The 19,291-nt window shown below is 47.9% G+C and carries 16 protein-coding genes, 5 tRNA genes and 6 pseudogenes; 5 read left to right on the top strand and 22 right to left on the bottom strand.

Going from position 1 to position 19,291, the window contains the following annotated elements; genetic code table 11:
* Positions 1 to 6 precede the first annotated feature (6 nt).
* The 6 genes and pseudogenes from AC3CIC_RS08540 to AC3CIC_RS08515 all read right to left on the bottom strand — a co-directional run.
* Positions 7 to 201 (bottom strand): annotated as a pseudogene (locus tag AC3CIC_RS08540) (IS91 family transposase); the annotation flags it as partial.
* Positions 202 to 228: 27 nt separating this feature from the next.
* Positions 229 to 1,731 (bottom strand): IS66 family transposase, encoded by a 1,503-nt coding sequence (tnpC, locus tag AC3CIC_RS08535; RefSeq protein ID WP_488514319.1) that lies wholly within the window; start codon positions 1,729 to 1,731, stop codon positions 229 to 231.
* 87 nt (positions 1,732 to 1,818) lie between these two features.
* On the bottom strand, positions 1,819 to 2,088 hold the full coding sequence (gene tnpB / locus AC3CIC_RS08530) for an IS66 family insertion sequence element accessory protein TnpB (RefSeq protein WP_488515893.1): 270 nt from the start codon (positions 2,086 to 2,088) through the stop codon (positions 1,819 to 1,821).
* 71 nt (positions 2,089 to 2,159) lie between these two features.
* On the bottom strand, positions 2,160 to 2,459 hold the full coding sequence (tnpA, locus tag AC3CIC_RS08525) for an IS66 family insertion sequence element accessory protein TnpA (RefSeq protein WP_407330990.1): 300 nt from the start codon (positions 2,457 to 2,459) through the stop codon (positions 2,160 to 2,162).
* A 72-nt stretch (positions 2,460 to 2,531) separates the two neighbouring features.
* Positions 2,532 to 3,391, bottom strand: a pseudogene (locus AC3CIC_RS08520) (IS91 family transposase); the annotation flags it as partial.
* Positions 3,388 to 4,269, bottom strand: a complete 882-nt coding sequence (locus tag AC3CIC_RS08515) for a site-specific integrase (RefSeq protein WP_488514318.1) — start codon at positions 4,267 to 4,269, stop codon at positions 3,388 to 3,390. The gene AC3CIC_RS08515 and the pseudogene AC3CIC_RS08520, both read right to left, overlap by 4 nt.
* Before the next feature lie 217 nt (positions 4,270 to 4,486).
* Here AC3CIC_RS08515 and AC3CIC_RS08510 point away from each other — a divergent pair, with 217 nt between their 5' ends.
* Complete coding sequence (locus AC3CIC_RS08510) at positions 4,487 to 5,131, top strand: hypothetical protein (RefSeq protein WP_488514317.1); 645 nt, start codon at positions 4,487 to 4,489, stop codon at positions 5,129 to 5,131.
* Positions 5,132 to 5,384: 253 nt separating this feature from the next.
* Here the strand turns inward: AC3CIC_RS08510 and AC3CIC_RS08505 are convergent.
* The 6 genes and pseudogenes from AC3CIC_RS08505 to AC3CIC_RS08480 all read right to left on the bottom strand — a co-directional run.
* Positions 5,385 to 5,606: pseudogene (locus AC3CIC_RS08505) on the bottom strand (transposase); the annotation flags it as partial.
* Between the two features lie 8 nt (positions 5,607 to 5,614).
* A protein-coding gene (locus AC3CIC_RS08500) for an IS3 family transposase (RefSeq protein WP_488514316.1) occupies positions 5,615 to 6,777 on the bottom strand; the annotation gives its coding sequence in 2 pieces (ribosomal slippage) (positions 5,615 to 6,522 and positions 6,522 to 6,777; 1,164 coding nt in all).
* Between the two features lie 68 nt (positions 6,778 to 6,845).
* Positions 6,846 to 7,187 (bottom strand): annotated as a pseudogene (locus AC3CIC_RS08495) (transposase); the annotation flags it as partial.
* 112 nt (positions 7,188 to 7,299) lie between these two features.
* Positions 7,300 to 7,368 (bottom strand): annotated as a pseudogene (locus tag AC3CIC_RS08490) (recombinase family protein); the annotation flags it as partial.
* A 44-nt stretch (positions 7,369 to 7,412) separates the two neighbouring features.
* A pseudogene (locus AC3CIC_RS08485) lies at positions 7,413 to 8,935 on the bottom strand (methyl-accepting chemotaxis protein); the annotation flags it as partial.
* A 151-nt stretch (positions 8,936 to 9,086) separates the two neighbouring features.
* Positions 9,087 to 9,162: transfer RNA gene (locus AC3CIC_RS08480), tRNA-Val, on the bottom strand.
* 165 nt (positions 9,163 to 9,327) lie between these two features.
* Between AC3CIC_RS08480 and AC3CIC_RS08475 the strand changes: the two genes are divergently transcribed.
* Genes AC3CIC_RS08475 through AC3CIC_RS08465 form a run of 3 tightly spaced genes read left to right on the top strand, consistent with a single transcriptional unit; the run spans position 9,328 to position 10,897 of the window.
* Positions 9,328 to 9,906: a type VI secretion system PAAR protein gene (locus AC3CIC_RS08475; RefSeq protein WP_488514315.1), complete on the top strand. Its 579-nt coding sequence runs from the start codon at positions 9,328 to 9,330 to the stop codon at positions 9,904 to 9,906.
* On the top strand, positions 9,906 to 10,478 hold the full coding sequence (locus AC3CIC_RS08470; RefSeq protein WP_488514314.1) for a type VI secretion system amidase effector protein Tae4: 573 nt from the start codon (positions 9,906 to 9,908) through the stop codon (positions 10,476 to 10,478). The genes AC3CIC_RS08475 and AC3CIC_RS08470 overlap by 1 nt, the downstream gene beginning before the upstream one ends.
* A complete protein-coding gene (locus AC3CIC_RS08465) occupies positions 10,460 to 10,897 on the top strand; it encodes a hypothetical protein (RefSeq protein WP_488514313.1) in 438 nt (145 codons plus the stop codon). Before AC3CIC_RS08470 ends, AC3CIC_RS08465 begins: the two co-directional genes overlap by 19 nt.
* A 378-nt stretch (positions 10,898 to 11,275) precedes the next feature.
* On the opposite strand, the gene AC3CIC_RS08460 is transcribed toward AC3CIC_RS08465, so the two are convergent.
* The 6 genes from AC3CIC_RS08460 to AC3CIC_RS08435 form a co-directional block, all read right to left on the bottom strand.
* Positions 11,276 to 11,351 (bottom strand) — tRNA-Val (locus tag AC3CIC_RS08460).
* Between the two features lie 49 nt (positions 11,352 to 11,400).
* A tRNA-Val gene (locus AC3CIC_RS08455) sits at positions 11,401 to 11,477 on the bottom strand.
* 32 nt (positions 11,478 to 11,509) lie between these two features.
* Positions 11,510 to 11,586, bottom strand: a tRNA-Val gene (locus AC3CIC_RS08450).
* A gap of 44 nt (positions 11,587 to 11,630) precedes the next feature.
* A tRNA-Val gene (locus AC3CIC_RS08445) sits at positions 11,631 to 11,707 on the bottom strand.
* Between the two features lie 189 nt (positions 11,708 to 11,896).
* Positions 11,897 to 12,919, bottom strand: coding sequence for a DUF3080 domain-containing protein (locus AC3CIC_RS08440; protein ID WP_488514312.1), 1,023 nt, complete (start codon positions 12,917 to 12,919; stop codon positions 11,897 to 11,899).
* A gap of 133 nt (positions 12,920 to 13,052) precedes the next feature.
* On the bottom strand, positions 13,053 to 14,423 hold the full coding sequence (locus AC3CIC_RS08435; protein WP_016962063.1) for an MATE family efflux transporter: 1,371 nt from the start codon (positions 14,421 to 14,423) through the stop codon (positions 13,053 to 13,055).
* A gap of 270 nt (positions 14,424 to 14,693) precedes the next feature.
* Here AC3CIC_RS08435 and AC3CIC_RS08430 point away from each other — a divergent pair, with 270 nt between their 5' ends.
* Positions 14,694 to 15,302, top strand: a complete 609-nt coding sequence (locus tag AC3CIC_RS08430; RefSeq protein ID WP_488514311.1) for a riboflavin synthase subunit alpha — start codon at positions 14,694 to 14,696, stop codon at positions 15,300 to 15,302.
* 97 nt (positions 15,303 to 15,399) lie between these two features.
* On the opposite strand, the gene AC3CIC_RS08425 is transcribed toward AC3CIC_RS08430, so the two are convergent.
* The 4 genes from AC3CIC_RS08425 to hutH form a co-directional block, all read right to left on the bottom strand.
* On the bottom strand, positions 15,400 to 15,603 hold the full coding sequence (locus AC3CIC_RS08425) for a CPXCG motif-containing cysteine-rich protein (RefSeq protein ID WP_016962065.1): 204 nt from the start codon (positions 15,601 to 15,603) through the stop codon (positions 15,400 to 15,402).
* Positions 15,604 to 15,921: 318 nt separating this feature from the next.
* The gene (gene hxpB / locus AC3CIC_RS08420) at positions 15,922 to 16,572 is read right to left on the bottom strand and encodes a hexitol phosphatase HxpB (protein WP_488514310.1); all 651 of its coding nucleotides are present in this window, start codon (positions 16,570 to 16,572) and stop codon (positions 15,922 to 15,924) included.
* A gap of 103 nt (positions 16,573 to 16,675) precedes the next feature.
* Complete coding sequence (locus tag AC3CIC_RS08415) at positions 16,676 to 17,542, bottom strand: fructosamine kinase family protein (RefSeq protein ID WP_488514309.1); 867 nt, start codon at positions 17,540 to 17,542, stop codon at positions 16,676 to 16,678.
* A 207-nt stretch (positions 17,543 to 17,749) separates the two neighbouring features.
* A complete protein-coding gene (hutH, locus tag AC3CIC_RS08410) occupies positions 17,750 to 19,285 on the bottom strand; it encodes a histidine ammonia-lyase (protein WP_488514308.1) in 1,536 nt (511 codons plus the stop codon).
* Positions 19,286 to 19,291 lie beyond the last annotated feature (6 nt).

The following is a 19,291-nucleotide window of genomic DNA, read 5'->3' as shown; positions in this document are numbered from 1 at the left end:
TTTCGGCTATCTCGGTCGCGAGACTCCGACGCAGACCATCAGGTGTTCACCACAGTGTGGGCAACGTCTTGTTACTGGCTTATTTAACGGTGGTGGCACAGGCAACATCAGACGTGCCATTTGAAGCAGCATGAGCTGAATGCTGTATCGTTTTCGCTTTGCACTGCCATGCAACAAGCCATAGTCCCGCACCCGTTGTAGGTAAGCGGCTAATGAACCGGTGAAGTCCTACTCGATGCCACTGAGATCAACATTCCACGGCATCAGATCCGTCATATCATCGGTAAGCGAACGCGTCGGCAACGCTGTAAACAGATGCCGGAAGTAATAATACGGATTGATGTCATTGGCTCGACACGTCATCACCAGACTGTACAGATTGGCACTGGCTTTCGCTCCACCGACTGAGGTTGAGAACATCCAGTTTTTTCGGCCTGTCGTGAATGGTCGGATATCCCGCTCCGTCACATTATTGTCAATGCTGATGTGGCCATCATCAAGGAAGGTCAGCAGCTTGGACCACTGATTTTGGGCGTAGCTTATCGCTTTACCCAATGCACCTTTGGGCAACACATGCTGACTATCTAGCCACGCTTTAAAATCATTCAGAATGGGCAGACTTTCTTGCACTCTAAGCTGTTGGCGGGCTTCAGCAGACAGTCCTTTCGCTCGCTTTTCAATACCGTAAAGTTTGCCGATGAAGGTCAGGGCTTTCTCCGGTTTCCCTGCTTTCGTTGACGGTGACGCTTTTTGCGCGTCGGTAAATTTACGGCGGACATGCGCCATGCAGGCGGCTTGTGTCACGTCTTTCAGTGTGTCGTAAGCACTATAACCATCTGATAGCAGATAGCCGGTGTAATCACCGAGGAACTCACGCACACAGGTGCCCGCTCGACTCGGATGATAGTCGTAAATCACCACTGGATTGGAGGTAAACTCTCCACTGCGATAGACCCACATGTAGGATTTGGATTGTGCTTGTTTGTCTTCCTCTCTGAGCACTTGCACCGTGGTTTCATCCGCGCAGATGAGTATTTCTTGTAAGAGCTGCGCTTTCATCGTGTCGATGATGACCTGCACTTTGCTGCCAAGCTGCACACACCAGTTGGCCAAGGTGGCGCGGCTGATATCGATGCCGGAGCGGTTGAGGATATCAACCTGACGGTAAAGCGGCAGTGCATCTACGTATTTGGCGGTGACCACGGCAGCGAAGGCCTCCGCACTGCCGAGGCTTTTGGGGATCATGCTCGCTGGCTTCGGTGCGGTGATGACCTTGCTGGTCTCTGCCGTCTGCTCGCACTGACGGCAGGCATATTTGGTGCGCTCATGGCGGATCACACTGACTCGCTGTGGCAGGATTTTCAACGTTTCACTGACTTCTTTGCCGCATTCATGCAAGGGCGCATCACAACAGTCGCAATATGGGGCATTGAGGGTGTGGCTTTGCACCTCACGTTCAAGGTCGGCGGGCAACGGTTTTCGACCCGTCTTACCGCGTTCGGTGGAAGGCTTGGGCAACGCATTCTGTTGCTCGGCTTCGTTGAACGTCCCTTTGGCGACTTTTTCGCTTTGGGAGGCGAAGCGCTTGGATTTACTGAGATTGAGTTGCTCAACCAGTAATTGCACTTGGGTTTTCAGGGCAGCGACTTCCTCCTCTTTGGCCTGCAACAAGGCATCTTTGGCAAGAAGCATGGCTTTAAGTTGTTCAATATCATCGGGAAAGTCGGTCATTGGGCATCATTTTACAGCACTGAATGATGCCCAGTGTGACGTCTAAAACGGATCGTTCAAGCGCAATATGACGATCAGTATCAAGCGTCACACTTCTAGCCCACTGAGGGGGCGATGGGCTTTGTTGTTCTCCAGTGATAACCCAGATAGCAGCCAATAAAGCTGGGGCTTGCTGATGGTAATAACGCCAAGAGGATTGGGATGTGGCCACTTGAAGGTTCCTTTTTCCAATCGACGATAGTAAAGCCAAAAACCGTTGGTATCCCAAAAGAGGATTTTGAGTTTATCTCGTCCCCGATTACAGAAGATAAACCAGGCTTCGCTGAACGGATCCATTTCAAGCTGCTCGGCGACAATCAGCTACAGGCCATCGATAGACTTTCGCATGTCGGTGACACCGGAGACCAGAAAGACCTTGCCAGAGGGGGTCATTGCAAGGCATCCACCCAGTGTTTGATCTGAGCGGCACTCAGTGTTGTTGGTAACTCAGCGCGAATACCATTGGCAAAGGTAATGATCACCGACTCAGCTTGCGTATCTTCATGTTCATTGAAAATGATAGGCTGAAGTGTCTGCGTCGCGTCAGGAGAACGCAATCGCTTAGACCAATAGTAGAAGGTTTGATAACTGATGCCGCTGTCTGCACAGAATTGCTTGATGGATAGCGGGCTTTGTTTTTGTTGCTCAACAACTGCTGCCCAATGGGCGCGTTTTTGCTCTTGGTTCATAGTGCCTCCGATAAAAAAGGCACTATGTCAAAGCACGTGTATTATTGGTATGTGGGGTTTATTAACCGCTTACCGTTGTAGCCCTTTGGGTAACACATGCTGAAGTATCAACATTAGGAACTGTCGGGCAGGCAAAGAGCGTGTCGCCGATTGCAGGGTCTGGCTGTCGGTGTAACGGAAGGTCACCTGATGGTCACTGATATCGATAATATCTTTATCGGGTAATACCCCGCGATACAAGTAGCGAGAGAGGTATTTCAGCGCAGATAAACCCCGACCGCCCGCCCGGCAATCGACGACCCACGTCTGGGGTATGGAAGGCGGTAACGACAACAAAGGGTGTGCGTGAATCGCGGTCAGTAACCTTGCTCGCCAGACTGATGCCAATGCCCTGTGAGAGTAGAGGAACTGCTTGTTGCCGTTGTGCCACTGCTTGCGGCGGGGGTGTAAAAACCTGCAGGCACAATGGCATGTAGGTGTGGGTGGATATCCCGTCGTCGATTATGGGTATGCAGCACCAGCGTAAAGCCACTGTCACCGCCATGTTTGCGTTGGGCAAAATCCTTGAGCGCGGACGCAGCAACAGAGAACATCAGCGAATACAAACACCTCGCGTGTGTGATAGCCATTTTTCTGAGTTCAGCAGGCACGGTGAAAGTGATCATAAAATAGTGTGTCGGCAATAACTTCGCCTCTTGCCGAGCCAGCCATTGCATGGTGTTGGTGTGTTGACACTGCGGACAATGACGGTGCCCACAAGATAGCGGCGTTCGGTCATCATGGTGACACCCCTGACAACCCCATTGCACGTGGCCTAATGCCCCTGTTCGGCAGCGAGACATGGCCATGATGGCACGAGAGATATCCGGGTTAAGCCGCCTCGGCTCGAGTTCAGCGCCATGATGATTGAGCAAGTAAAGAAAGGTGCTCATGCGTCCTCCCACAGTATCGTCAGTCCCGTTGCCAGTTGATTGACAGCCTGATGCACCTCAGCTTGTTTCATCTCAGTGAGTTGTGTGTAGCGCGCGGTGGTATTCAGACTGGCGTGACCCAGCAGGTGTTGTAATGATCGTAAATCCAACCCACGCTCGAGCAGATGGGTGGCATAACAATGGCGTAATGAGTGTGGGCTAATGGCCTTGTTGATCTTCGCGTCACGACAGACTTGCTTCATGGCTTTTTGCACCCCACCGCGGTCCATGTGGGCATCATTGCCGACACCCGGAAAGAGCAAGGTGGGATGGCGATGGGTAGACCAGTGCAGGCGTAAGACCGCGAGTGTTTTATCGGGCAGCGGCACCAAGCGGTCTTTGCCGCCCTTGGCATTGCGCACATGCACCTGATGTTGGTCACTGTCGATATCTGGCACTGACAATCGAAGTCCTTCCCCTAGGCGTAACCCCAGACAATACAAGGTATAGAAGAAGCGTTGGTAGCGAGGTTGTTGGGTGAAGGTGATGAGCAAGCCGACCTCTCTAGGGGTTAAGATATCGGGCAAGCGTTTGACCTGAGGCGGCTTAACGATATCGAGCCATTGCCATTGTTTATTAAGGGTGTAGCGATAGAAGAACTGCAAGCCATTGCGATCGAGTTTGACGGTGCTCCAGGAGTGGGTTCCGATAAGGTTCACGAAGTAGGTTTTGAGCTGTTGCTGAGAGAGATTATCCGGTGGACAATCAAAGAACTGGGCGATGCGGCGGACGGCACGGCTGTAGGCATCAATGGTGGCGGGTCGTTTGCCTTGAAGGGTTAAGTTATTGAGGTGCTGTTGATAAAGCGCATCGAAGCGCTGCTGCTGTTGACGGTTCATGGTGTCTCTCCTGTCCGCTGCCGGATTGGCAGGGTTGGGAGAAACGTAGGCGGTGTGTTGTTATTCTGCCGCATAGCGGCTTCGTTCAACAAGCGAATCAACGAGGGACGTTTACTCGTGGCGCATTTTTCATAGAAACTCTGTGATTTAGGCTTTTCAATCAGTTTGGGTTAGTAAACGCCCGTTATTCGAACGTTATATTTTTGAGGATACATTGGTGGAAAATATTGTACTTGCAGTCTTGGGCTCTGGCGGAATAGCTGCATTTTTTACTATGCTGTTTACCCGAAAGTCCCATGAAGAGAATGTTACGTTAAAATACGTTACAGATGAGCGCCGAAAATGGCGTGAAAATATTAAAGTAATAATGGGTGACTTATGTGATGCAGTTCATGCACCGCGTTTGCATGATGTCCATATCCAGAAAACCCGAAAATTAGCTACATTACTGAAACTGAACTTGAATAATGTGTCATCAGAATCCTTGGATCGAGATATTTTAAGGTTGCTTAATAAACTTTGTAAAAACCCACAATATATCTACTTTCAATGCTTGGAAAAGCAGATTTGCACATTACTCAAGCATGATTGGGAAAGGGCAAAATTAGAGGCTGACACGCGTTCAATATCAATAACCACTATTGGTCTAGCTGCTCTTGTCATTTGGGGTGGGTTTTCCACTTTACTCTTAGACAGTAAACTTGTGGATAAACTACAAAGCTATAGCTTACTAGCTGGTATATACGAAGAATTGTTGATTATTTGCTTACTCTTTGTTGTAGCTGTATTTTTTACGCCAAGATTGATTAAGAAAATACAGTTGAACAAATGTAAAAATAAATACTACAAAACAAAAATATAACAAATAAGAATAAGTGTCGCGTAGCCGACACTTTATTCGGGTGTTGAACAAGCCCGACGCCTCTTTATTTAGTAAATTGCTCGGATGAGCATAGGATGGATCTACGCCCGTCACTTTTGTCAGGACGCGCGTAGCCATGAAGTTAATAGATAACCATTAACTTCAATGATTTACGTTAGCGGTGCGTGTATTTCTCGGTTCGTCCTCCTCTGAGCCAGTGACGGCCATTCTCCTTATTCTGTTTGCCTTTCGGCTATCTCGGTCGCGAGACTCCGACGCAGACCATCAGGTGTTCACCACAGTGTGGGCAACGTCTTGTTACTGGCTTATTTAACGGTGGTGGCACAGGCAACATCAGACGTGCCATTTGAAGCAGCATGAGCTGAATGCTGTATCGTTTTCGCTTTGCACTGCCATGCAACAAGCCATAGTCCCGCACCCGTTGTAGCCCTTTGGGTAACACATGCTGAAGTATTGTAGTGGTCAACTCATTCCGGACAGTAAATTAGGCTGATTTTCAGCTTTCGCAGGTGGAAGACCACCGTTATAACTATGCGGTCTCTTCCAGTTGTAATAGCTCATCAGGTAATGGCTGATATCTTTGGATGCCTCAGCAAAAGATGCATAGCCTGTTGCTGGTATCCATTCAGATTTTAGACTTCTAAATAGCCTTTCCATTGGAGCGTTGTCCCAGCAGTTGCCACGGCGACTCATGCTTTGTGTCATCCGATACCGCCACAGGTGTTGTCGAAACTGGCGACTGCTGTATTGGGAGCCTTGATCCGAATGGAACATCACGCCACTTGGTTTTCCTCGTTGCTCATACGCCATCGACAACGCTTTTGTCACCAATGCCGCATCAGGACTGTCAGACATGGCCCAACCGACAACCCGTCTGCGATACAGATCAATGACAACGGCAAGATAGCACCAACGATGACCCGCCCATATATAGGTAATATCGCCGCACCATACTTGATTTGGGGCGTCGACAGTGAACTGACGATCAAGCTGATTGGGAATATCAGGCCGTTCAACCGTAGCTTGCTTATAGTTATGTGAACCGGGTTGCTTGCTGATGAGTTGTGCCTCTTTCATCAATCGGCGAACCTTGAATCGTCCAATCTTATGTCCGATTTCACACATCATGCCGACCAGAGTGCGACTACCCGCAGAGCTTCTGCTCAGCGTAAACAGTCGGTTGATCTCGCTACGAAGATGCAAACGTTCAGCATCAATATCATGGCGTCGTTGGCAGTGCTCATAGTAAGTCGACGTGGCGATATCGAACACAGTACAGACCAATTCTACCGGTTCTTGCTCTCTCAATTGGTCTATCAGCGCGTACGTTCGAGTTCGTCCGACATCAAGAGAGCAGTAGCCTTTTTTAGAATAGATTTTTCTCGTTCAAGTCGATGGATCCTTGCCTCTAACTCTTGGATTTTCTGCTGCTCTGGCGTTAAGGCTTTGGAAACTGGCGTACTACCGCCGCGCTCTTGTTCAAGTTGTGTGACCCAGCGTCTGAGTCCCGTTTCACCGACGTTTAATGAGCGGCTAGCCTCAGCAATTGAATACCCTTGGTCAAGTACCAAACAGGCTGCTTCTAGTTTAAATTCAGCGGAGAATGAACGACGTTGTCTTGTCATGGAACACCTCTTTCTTTAGTGGTGACTTTACCACCTTAAATGGTGTCCGGGATCATTAAACCACTACATATCAACATTAGGAACTGTCGGGCAGGCAAAGAGCGTGTCGCCGATTGCAGGGTCTGGCTGTCGGTGTAACGGAAGGTCACCTGATGGTCACTGATATCGATAATATCTTTATCGGGTAATACCCCGCGATACAAGTAGCGAGAGAGGTATTTCAGCGCAGATAAACCCCGACCGCCCGCCCGGCAATCGACGACCCACGTCTGGGGTATGGAAGGCGGTAACGACAACAAAGGGTGTGCGTGAATCGCGGTCAGTAACCTTGCTCGCCAGACTGATGCCAATGCCCTGTGAGAGTAGAGGAACTGCTTGTTGCCGTTGTGCCACTGCTTGCGGCGGGGGTGCATTGAATAGCCACCGACTCAGTAGACACATTTGTGCCTTTCTTTGCTCAAACGCAGATTATCCGAACTCATCGGTTTAGATCGCTATCTCTAAGCCGTTTCTGTCCAATAATCAGCTAGCTAAAATCCTACAAACCTGCGATCGGCTGTAGCCGGTCGCTTCTGCCATTTCTCTCAGGCTGAGACCTTTCTCTCTAAAGCTTTCACTTTCTGGTGCAGCACGCGCTAGATATTGAACTTAGCAATAGCCGAAGTGAGTTGCTGGTTAGAAGAAGAAAGTTGCTGCACATTGCTGAGAGTGGCTTCACCACTTACATTGAGTTTCTCGACCATTTCTCGAATGGTTCGAATGCTCTCACTAATTTCTTCTGATGCTTGGCTTTGAGTGCGTGTTACGTCGGTGATGTTACTGTTCAACAGGTTAATTTCTTCTACTGACGCGCTCATGATATCGAGATTGGCATCAACCGTCTTGGTTTGCTCAACATTTTGTAAGCAACTCTTCTTAGTGTTATCGATAGCGCGAACGGCGTTCGCCGTCCCTTCATTCAACTTTTGAAGCATTTCATTAATTTCAGAGGTGCTTTGTTGGGTGCGACTTGCAAGTGCGCGAACTTCATCTGCAACCACAGCAAAGCCTCGTCCTTGCTCACCTGCACGAGCAGCTTCAATGGCTGCGTTTAATGCGAGTAAGTTAGTTTGGTCGGCAATCTCGCCGATGACGGTTAAAACAGAGGCAATTTTCTCTGAGTTTTCACTCATCGCTTGAATGTCACTTTCCATCAGTGTGATTTCACTCAGTAGTGAATTAATCCCCGTAACGGATTGGCTGACTTGTTGTTTGGAGTCGGCGGTTTGTTGTTGCGTTTTTTGGGTGCAGCTCAAAGCGTCAGAGGCGCTTTCTGCCACGGTATTGACTGTCGTACTCATTTTCTCAACGCGAGAAACAACAAGCTGAGTCACTTCGCTGTGGTGGGACAGAACATCATGGTTTTCCATGGTTTTTGTTTTTACTTCTTTAACTTCTGAAGAAATTTTAGATGTCGCTTCAGAAATGCCGCCAACGATGTCCTGTAAGTTCTGAGCAACGTCATTGATGCCTTTGGCGATAACGCTGATTTCATCCTTAGTGTTTACGTCAACACGCGCAGTGAGATCGCCATTGGCGAGTTTCTTCATAGCATGCATGATTTGGGACAATGGTTGAAGCAATTTGCTGACAAGAAAAATGGTTATTCCTGTTACCAATAACACTTGAATGAGCGAAAAAATGAATGAATCTGTTCGATTGGCGACCACGGTATGGAAAGCGTGGTCCTTGTTGATAGCGACTGCGAGATACCAAGGCGTACCTTCTATAGCGGTAATGTTGAATAGATTGGGAATGTTGCCCAGTGTTAGCTCGCTGACAATTGGATTTGCAGCAAGAACGGGTAGGGCTTCAGAAGTCAGTTGAGACGACAGTTCACTTGCTGGCTTAAGCGACATTGAAGGGTCAGCACTGGCAAGTAAGGTGCTTTGTTGTCTAGGAGTATCGCCTGTGTATTTTGGCTACTAATACTGTTGATGTATTCAATGAGCTGTTTGATCTTTATGTCGCCAGCAATAACGGCGTTTTCACCGGAACGTCGAGAGTACTGCTGGGCAATAGTCATGACCAGCTCACCGGTTACAGAATCTTTGTACGGGGCGGTGATCACTCGGGAAGGGCTTGAATTGGCTTCGATATACCAAGGGCGTTTCCTTGGCACTTCGAATGATGTCTAGGCGAGGTTGAATCACTGCATCGTGATTTTGAATTGTAAAGCGAGAGGAAATTGAATTTGAAGGGCTTGATTCCGGGAAGAAGAATGCAAAAAAGCCTGCTCAATGAGCAGGCTTTTTTACTTCTTACGAAAGTGGTGGGCGATACCGGGCTCGAACCAGTGACCCCCTCCTTGTAAGGGAGGTGCTCTCCCAACTGAGCTAATCGCCCGAATAACCGCGACCAATGACTGAAGTCTTCATCCAGCTATTACCCTCCTGTTTCGGGCAATAAATTGCCTACGAATGATCCGCTTCTTGTTTTGAATCGACCATGGTTGTTATTAGGAGCTTTGTCATATAGATGTTGTGCCATTAGGCAACAAGGAAAGGTCAAATGGCTAAAGCTGTAAAAGTTGGTGACACTGGCACTGACCATGATGGTTTCCCTCCAACACCGGTGACGGCAGGCTCACCAGACGTCAAATTTGATGGAGCTCCAGCCGCCAGAGTTGGTGATCCATTAGCTTCGCATGACAAGCCTAAGCACCCTCCTCATGGTAGGGCCATAGCGTCTGGGTCTTCGACTGTTTTTATTAACGGTAAACCTGCTGCTTTAACTGGGGGTAGTGTGACTTGCGGCGGGGTAACCATAGGAAGCGGTACGGTAAATATTGGTGATTCCCCTGTTGCAGGTGAAGCGACACCCGTCAACGTTAAAGTGACCAAAGCCATTACTTCTGTTTACTTCTCGTATGGTTTAAGTCAGCAAAAGCTTTCCAGTGCGTCACGTCACTACACAGACATTAATGTACATGCAAAAACTATCGGCTATTTACCGGGTGAAACAGTTGCTATTACCTTGCAAGGTCCATTAAACAAAACGGTGTCAGGCTATGTTGATGAAAGCGGAGAGGTATGCGTGCTTGATGTATTGAAAGACGTTCATCTTGAATTTGAAGGGAAAGATATATAATGGGAGATCTATTAGCAACGGCGGGGGACTCGTCAACAACCGTCGATTTAAAACGCCCGCGATTTTCCGATCTTTGGACTGCATACTCAGAAGTGGGGTTAAAGCCTGCACCACGAGTGTATGAACTCGTCGGTGGACGTGCTCTAGAGCTATACATTGCAGATAGTATTAACTATGCGAATGCATGTGCATTGCGAATGAGCCGAGGTTTTAACTATGGTGGCTTTCCGGTTCCCAGTGGGACAATTATCGAAACCTATCCGATTTATCGTGTCAGAGGCGGTGATAATAAAGTTTACATTCTACGAGTCAAAGATCTGATTAAGTACATAGAATTTAATTGGGGTGTACCTGAATATGACATGGACCCATCTGATATTTCGGCCATCTCAGGGAAGAAAGGGCTCATCATTATAGAAGTTAGTGGTTGGGGGGACGCCTCTGGACATGCGACGCTGTGGGATGGGTCAAAAACCGGTGACAATAGCCACTACCAAGAGCTTAGCTACTATGCCCAATACGGTGGCAGTGTGGCGCCAAAAAGGATAATGCTTTGGGAATTAAAAGACTAAGTATTTCTGGGCTAACAATGCTGTTAACTTTGTCTTCTGGATGCGCTGTTTCTGGGGAGACATTGAGTGAGCAGACAATTGTAGCCAGAAATAGCCTAAAAGACTATGGTTTGGTTTCCTGTCTCATTGCTATCGACCCAACCAGTATGCTCGCGACAGACCTTGGGTACTCAAAGCGCTCGCTTTCTTTTATGGGAAAGGGAAGCCATATGATTACTCAAAATGAAGAGACCTTCGAAACGAAGAATGACCCGTATTCAGAAACCGTCGAGTTCATGCTGAAAGTGGCCGAAAAATACGAGGGTCATATGAAAAGCGGTGAGACATCAAAAAGCATTGGATGTTTTAATGTGTATCACTCCCAAAGTTTCAATGAATTTATTGCTCAGCAGGATAGGTATATTTCAACGGTGAGATAAAACACATCTGCTTAATAGCCATAGCCCATGTCTTAAAAAAATATACGGCAGAGATTAATCTTGGCTACGCTTATAGTGAAGGAAGCTGAGATGTTTCTCATAGATATTCTCGCTGTTGACGAAAGCTCTACAATCCCCCGTCTAAACTTACTGACAGTGTTGAATCTGGTTTTAACAGGTTGCCTGAACCCCTTTTTACGATAGGGGCTCAGTTACATTAGACTCATCTAAATTAGACTGCTTCGATGGTCGCACAGTGGTCCCAAAATGTAAATTAGCGAAAACTTGGGCAATAAGACTAAACCTTCGCATTAATTTTAATAATCCAAACGCAAAAAAGCCTGCTCAATGAGCAGGCTTTTTTACTTCTTACGAAAGTGGTGGGCGATACCGGGCTCGAACCAGTGACCCCCTCCTTGTAAGGGAGGTGCTCTCCCAACTGAGCTAATCGCCCGAATAATCGCAATTGGGATTCTCTAAAAGAGAGTGCGATTATTGGAATTTGGTGGGTCTAGGCAGACTCGAACTGCCGACCCCTGCCATGTCAAGGCAGTACTCTAACCAACTGAGCTATAGACCCAAATTCTGATTCCATCCTGGTTAGGGAAGGAATGGTGCGTCCGGGCAGACTCGAACTGCCGACCCCTGCCATGTCAAGGCAGTACTCTAACCAACTGAGCTACGGACGCATTACATTGTTATCTTTCGATAACGTTGTTTCTAAGGAGAAGCTTGGTGCGTCTAGGCAGACTCGAACTGCCGACCCCTGCCATGTCAAGGCAGTACTCTAACCAACTGAGCTATAGACGCATACCGTGCTGAACTTCAGCGAAGCTTTCCGTGAAAGCGGGGTGAATATTAGCGAGTAGGAGGAACGCGCGCAAGCGTAAAACCTGACTTTTTTGTGCTTCTGCGTTCGTTTGACGATTTGGTGAACAAATTGGTGCCTCTGTGTGCACGAAAGCTCAAGTATTTGGTTTCTGAGAAGTAAGGCTCAGTCTATTTTTTCGCCTGATTGCCTACTTGTAGCTGACAACGTTTGAAAAGGCTTTGCCAATAGCCGACGTGATTTTTGATGGATAGCTGAAAATCTTGATAATGAGCGCCACCCAGATAGGCATCGCTATACGCTAAAAATGGCGTTGTTTTAGGCAGTTGTCCATCCAATGCCTCAAGAGCCGGTTGTACATCAAGGTATAGACTGTTGATTTTGGAAAGATAGGGCTGTATGTCACCCACGAAAAACGTGTCAAAAACATTTCGCAGATAATTGAGTCGTGTTTTGTCGCGGTTGGCTCCGCAAATCACTTGGCTATCATCGCGCTCAAGTTGCTGTGTGATTGTGTTTAGCCAGCGCTTACTTTCATCCATGGAATAAAACAACGCACCGAGATAGCGCTGTTTTTCGATCGGTTCTTGCATGGCGATGATATTGAGGTTGGAACCGGGCGATATCATCGCATTGGTGTATGCAGTGATGGCGAGCAAGGCATCGCTATGTGGAAGAGGGGCTTCAGGCGGGATCATTGCCGAGCTTGGCGGTGTGAGCTGTTTTCGCCATGCATCACTGGCAATAAAGGTATTCCAATATACGGTTTGTATTTGACGTCGCTTATGCGCCTGAATCTCTTTTAATGTTGCAGTGAGAGTTGGGTCTTCAACCAAGTCTAAACAATGTTCTAATGTGCGGAGCAGTTTCACTTCGTAGTCCAACTGGCGAAACGCATCCTGAACTTTGCCAAGAATCGAATTTCTGTCTGCGACAAGTTGAAACAAGCCGCACTCTCTTAGTTCATAAGCATCCAATAAGCCCATGCGGACATCTTCGAGGGGCAAAACAAGATCCCGTTTTCTGGGGAGCGAAATATCAACGGCTTTATGCAGAGGAAGTCGTTCGGTATCGAGTACATTGGCGAGTCGTTGTTGATAGTTGGAGAAGTTTTCCACCGCCGGATCTGTGCCAAAGCAACCATTCAACGTCGCAACTATCAGGGTATTCACTAAAAGGAATGAGATCTTCAAGCCAGCAGTATTCCATTATTTCAAATCACTATTAACGTTTACGAAGTATATGAAAAGCAGGATCGAAAATCGTGGCACACAAAGAAAAATCCCGACATGACGTCGGGATTTGAGAAATAAGGAAGTGTTACGGTTACTTTTCAGCCATCGCCAACTGATAGGATTCAGGCTGCTTGCGAATCCAATGTAAACGCATTCCTAGCATGATCGCGGCAGACGTTAGGCCAACGATAATACCTATCCAGAAACCGTAGGCGCCCATTGGCTCCACGATCCAGTCGGTCATACCTAAGATGTAGCCCATCGGTACGCCCAGGATCCAATACGCAATGAACGTTCGCTCAAAAATAGCGCGCATGTCTTTGTAACCGCGCAATGCACCCGCAGCGACCACTTGGATGGAATCGGTACATTGGTAAATAGCTGCCAGCAACATCAGATTCGCAGCAATGGTGACAACCTCTGTATTCTTGGTATAGAGGTGAATAATAGGCTCTCGCAACAACACGGTGAGTGCTGCCGTGATCAACGCGGTGCCAAAACCAATCAGAATACCGAGTTTAGCGGCGCGTGCTGCACCCTCTATTGAGCGTTCGCCCAACTGATGACTAACACGAATGCTCACTGCCGTTGCCAAGCTCATTGGCAACATGAACACCATGGATGAAAAGTTGATGGCAACTTGGTGTGCCGCGACAACCATTGAACCTAGAGGCGCAATCAGAAGGGCAACAACGGCAAACAGAGTGACTTCAAAGAAAATGGCAGCGGCAACAGGCAAGCCCATTTTGAAGATACGCCAAAGCGCTGGAACGTCTGGTTTCGAAAATCCATTGAACGCTTCAACACGGTTAAGACGTTTGTTGACCTTGATGTAGATAAGCATTGCTACCAGCATCAGCCAGTACACGATTGCAGTTGCAACACCACAACCGACACCGCCGAGTTCTGGGGCACCGAATTTACCGTAAACGAAAATCCAGTTTAGCGGCACGTTCGCTGCCAAGCCGATAAAGCCAATCACCATTGCTGGGATAGTGAGGGACATGCCTTCGGCTAGGTTTCGTAGTGCTTGGAACAACAAGAACGCGGGTACGGCCCAACTGATGGCATGTAAGTAGCCAATGGTTTTTTCAGCCAGTGCAGGTTCTACGTCCATATAGTTAACGATGTAACCGGCGTTAATCAGCACCAAGATAATAGGCACGGACATGATCAGCGCCATGTAGATGCCTTGTTGCACTTGAAACGGAATCTTACTTTGACGGCCAGATCCATGCAGTTGAGCAATGATTGGAACCATGGCAAGCAAAATGCCGATACCGAACAGTATAGAGGGCAACCAAATGCTGGATGCAACGGCAACCGCAGCCATGTCTGTGGCGCTGACGCCACCTGCCATCACGGTGTCAACGAATCCCATTGAGGTTTGCGCAAGTTGCGCGATAAAGACTGGGATACCCAACTTAATGATGGATTTGGCTTCTAGGCGATAATTTTGCACCTATAACTCCGAAATAGAAAAGAGGCAGGAAAAAGGACAGCGAATTATACGCCTGCCGAGACTTTCGGCAATCAATACAACGGAGAAAGTACTACATATTTATATATGATGTTGACTCAAGACGGTGACACTGGCGTAAGATGTTGTTTAACGAGTTTATTGTTTGCTTTTGCTGATGACGCCGATACGGGCGTACTGTCACTAGGTATCAGTTTTCGCGATAGATAGAATAGACAAAACAGCGCTTTTTATGGGTATCAGGGGACAAACATGTTTACAGGAATCGTTCAGGCTACAGCCGATGTTGTTCATATTGACAAGAAGACAGACTTTCAAAGCCATGCCGTGCGCTTTACCGAAGAGTTATTAAAAGGGATAACTCTCGGCGCGTCGGTCGCACATAACGGCTGTTGCCTGACTGTCACTAAAGTGGATGGCGATCTTGTATGGTTTGATTTAATGCAGGCGACGTTAAACCTGACAAACCTTGGCACTTTGGTTGAGGGTGACAAGATTAACCTAGAAAGAGCCGCCAAGTTTGGCGATGAAATTGGCGGGCACTCCATGTCAGGCCACATTATGTGCACGGCGCAGGTTTCAGATGTGATTGATAGCGAGAACAATCGCCAAGTGTGGATTGAATTGCCTCAGCACATAACAACATATGTGTTTGATAAAGGCTATATAGGCATTGATGGCATCAGCCTTACGATCGGTGAGGTGAGAGATAACTGCTTCTGCGTCAATTTAATCCCAGAAACGATGCAGCGAACAAACATGGGTTGGCGCAAGGTGGGAGACAAGGTAAACATTGAAGTCGACCCGCAAACACAAGCTGTTGTTGACACAGTAGAGCGAGTGTTGGCGGCCCGCATGTAATTGCGTCACTATTTTTTGTTCTATTCAACGTGAAGCACGAGACGTAAAAAAGCCAGCAATGCTGGCTTTTGACGTAACCTATATGTGTTTGGGCAATTTAAAAAATTTGCTCGTCATCCGCGTCGACAAATAAGTTGATCGTCTTGTGCTGCGAGTCGATCTGCAAATTCAGGTGAATAGCGTGGCAGCAAGATGGGCAATCGTCATAGAACTCTTGGTCGCCACCACTTGTATCCAATGTAATGCGAATCTTGTGTCCACAATGCGGACAGTCGATCCCTCTTTCAGTATAATTTTGCATGTCCAACTCCCTATCTGAACCGCGAGCTTCTCAACATGATGGTGAAAAGGTAGCTGTTGCCTGAACCAATCATGTGTTCCCATTCTAAGAAATGAAGAATCTTTGCTCAGTGAAATAAGGTCAAACTATGACCCGAGACCAGAATTCACGCTAAAGCATTCATTTGCATAATGTGTTTGTTCGAAATGATTTTCTGGTTGTTATGGGTTACGTAACTAAACGTTGCTAGGTGTGTGCGGGGATGTCGAATTGCGATCGGCGTTCAGAGAATGGATGAAACAAGGGCGTAAATTGGTGAAAATTACGCCCTTTTCGGTGTTATCGCGTCAATATTTCCGTGGTTAATTCGTTAAGCGACGAAAGTTTGACGTCACTGATCACCCAGCGGGCTTGGTCGGCAACTGCATGTTCTGGCACAACAATGGTTCGCATTTGCGCTGCTTTCGCGGCTAATAAACCCGTAAACGAATCTTCAAGTGCTACGCAATTTTCAGGCGCAATACCGAGGCTGTCTGCGGCATTGAGATACACCTCTGGATGAGGTTTACCGTACTTCAAGTGCTCAGCTGAGTGGCACTGCTCGAACCAGTCTTCCAAATCCAGCGCTTTGAGCGTGGTTTCGATCAATCGAAGCGGAGACGAAGACGCCAGTGCAATACGAAGGTCGGCAGCTTTGCATAGCTCGAGAGCGTGAATCACCCCCGGCATAATGGGCTTGTGAATAGCGACTAGCTCGATCACTTTATCCAAAATCATGTCACACACTTGGTCACATGATGGGCCTTGCCAGCCTTGCGTTTCGAAATAGTGCTTAACGATTTGGTCGATACGGATGCCGGTGGTGTCAATGGTGTCTTGTCGGGTGAGTTGTACACCCAGTTCACTCAGTACAGCTAACTGAGCGTCTTGCCAGAAAGGCTCTGAATTAACGATCAGGCCATCCATATCAAAAATTGCAGCTTGAATCATAGGAAATATCTTCTGTCGGGCGGAAGAAAAAGCGCACTAGATCGAAAAGGGCGCCAACATGCGCCCTCAATCTAATCTAAGTCGATTCGACTCGCAAATGACTTCATTCAGTTAAACCCAGTTTATTGATCAGAGCCTCTGTCTCTTCGAGATAGTGCCCGCCAAACATCAAGCAATGGTTGATCATATGGTAGAGATTGTAGATATCTTTGCGCTGCTCAAAGCCTTCATCAAGCGGGAATACTTCATCGTAACCACGATAGAAGTCTTGCGGGAAACCGCCAAAAAGCTGTGTCGTGGCGACATCGACTTCTCGATCACCCCAATAACAGGCGGGGTCAAAGACAACCGGGCCGTTAATGGTCGCTGATGCGTTGCCTTTCCACAAATCCCCGTGAAGTAAGCTGGCTTTTGGTTGATGGCCGACAAGCCGGTCTTTTACGGCTTCAACGATCGTCTCTACGTCGCCAAACGACATACCACGTTCTTCGGCTAATTTTAGCTGCCAACCAATACGGTGATCCGCAAAAAAGTTAGCCCATTTTCTGTGCCAGCTATTTCGCTGTTCCGTTGTGCCGATGAAGTTATCAATGTCGAAACCGTATTCCAGTTGTTCACCCCACTGATGCAATCGCGCCATGTCTTTACCCAGCAAATAGGCGCTTTCGTCATCAAGCGGTTTCATGGGCAAATAATCCAACACCAATACAGCTTTCTCTTTAATCACGCCCATATAGATAACTTGCGGGACGGAAACCTCTGCACTGTTTGCTAAATGGCGCAAACCCTCTGCTTCCGCTTCATAGATTGGGAGGTTTTCACGTGAATTGATTTTGACGAAGAAACGAATTTCGCCGCTACTGATAGCGTAACATTCATTAATATCGCCACCGTCAATCGGCATTTTTTCTTCGACTTCAAACTGCTGACCGAGAGCGAGTGAAAGCTGAACAGAAAGCGAATGCCACATAGGGAACCTCTGCATTAAGCGTGCAAATTTGGTGTGATAACAAAATAGTAGCGCAATCTGTGCAGAGTGAGGTGTTGCAAAGCTTGCAATATATGATAGATATTCGGTTTTTGTAAAAAAATCAGCGGAGCCTTTACGGTAAAGGCTCCGGTATATGCTCAGTGAGAGCTTAATCAGTGGCTTTTATAATCAAAAATACGGCCATGACTATCTGATGCTTGGCAACAACTGTGCTGGCATGAACTTGTTATGGCTGGCATTTTTGAGATGATTGTTGGCACTTTCTATGTCTGGCGCAAAGTAACGGTCTTTGTCGTAGAAGCTAACATGACTTCTTAGCTCCGCTTTGACCTGCTCTAGCTGTTTTGTGCTTTTTAGTGGCGCGCGGAAATCCAAACCCTGACAGGCTGAAAGCAATTCAATGGCAAGAATACCTCGTGTGTTTTCAGCCATTTCGGTGAGTCGGCGGCCTGCGAAAGTCGCCATGGAAACATGATCTTCTTGGTTGGCAGACGTAGGTAGGCTATCAACTGACGCAGGGTGTGCGAGTGTTTTGTTTTCGCTTGCCAGTGCTGCCGCGGTGACTTGTGCAATCATGAACCCGCTGTTAACGCCGCCATTGTCGACTAAAAATGGTGGAAGCTTGCTCAGACCGCTGTCGATCAGCAATGCCATACGACGCTCAGACAAGCTGCCAATTTCTGCAATGGCGAGGGCGAGATTATCTGCCGCCATTGCGACTGGCTCTGCGTGGAAATTGCCGCCAGAAATAATGTCACCATCGTCGCTAAACACCAAGGGGTTATCGGACACGGAATTAGACTCAATTTCTAGTACGTCGGCTGAATTGCGGATCTGTTGCAAGCAAGCGCCCATCACTTGTGGTTGGCAGCGCAGCGAGTAGGGGTCTTGCACTTTTTCGCACCCTTGATGGCTGTTGCCAATTTCGCTGTCGTTTTCCAATAAATGACGATAAGCCGCGGCGGCGTCTATTTGACTGCGATGCCCGCGTACGCGATGAATGCGCGGATCAAACGGACGGCGACTTCCTAGCGCCGCTTCTACTGACAACGCACCACATGCTGTGGCGGATGCGTAAAGATCTTCCGCTGCAAATAAGCCTTCAAGCGCAAATGCCGTTGAAGCTTGTGTGCCGTTAAGAAGTGCCAGACCTTCTTTAGGGCCAAGGGTGATAGGCTCTAATCCCGCTATTTTCAGTGCAACAGCGCCAGAAATTATCTCGCCTTTATGTCTTGCTTGTCCTTCACCTAGAAGCACCGTGCTCATGTGAGCCAGTGGGGCGAGATCGCCAGATGCACCGACAGAGCCTTTCTTTGGAATACAGGGGTAGACGTCTGCGTTAATCAGCGTTGCCAATGCCTCAACGACGGAAAATCGAATACCGGAATAACCACGAGCGAGACTGTTTATTTTCAACACCATCATCAGACGGACGGTATTATCGTCCATGAAAGTGCCAATGCCAGCAGCGTGTGACAACACAATAGAGCGTTGAAGTGTTTCCAGATCCTCGGCATCAATGCGCGTGTTTGCCAACAAGCCAAAGCCTGTGTTGATACCGTAGACCACGCGCCCTTCGGATAGCACATTGGCGACAGTATCAATGCTTGGCTGCATGTGTTCTTTTACGCCGCTTGTGAAAGAAAGTTGTACGCCTTCGCGGCTGACCGCGCGAAGTTGTTTCAGGGTAAGTTCGCCCGGGGTCAATATTAGTTTGTACATGGTTAT

This window comes from Enterovibrio sp. QJM3NY_24, from assembly GCF_057786035.1.
The sequence above is the reverse complement of the archived record's forward strand: the minus strand, read 5'-3'. Positions and strand labels throughout refer to the sequence as shown.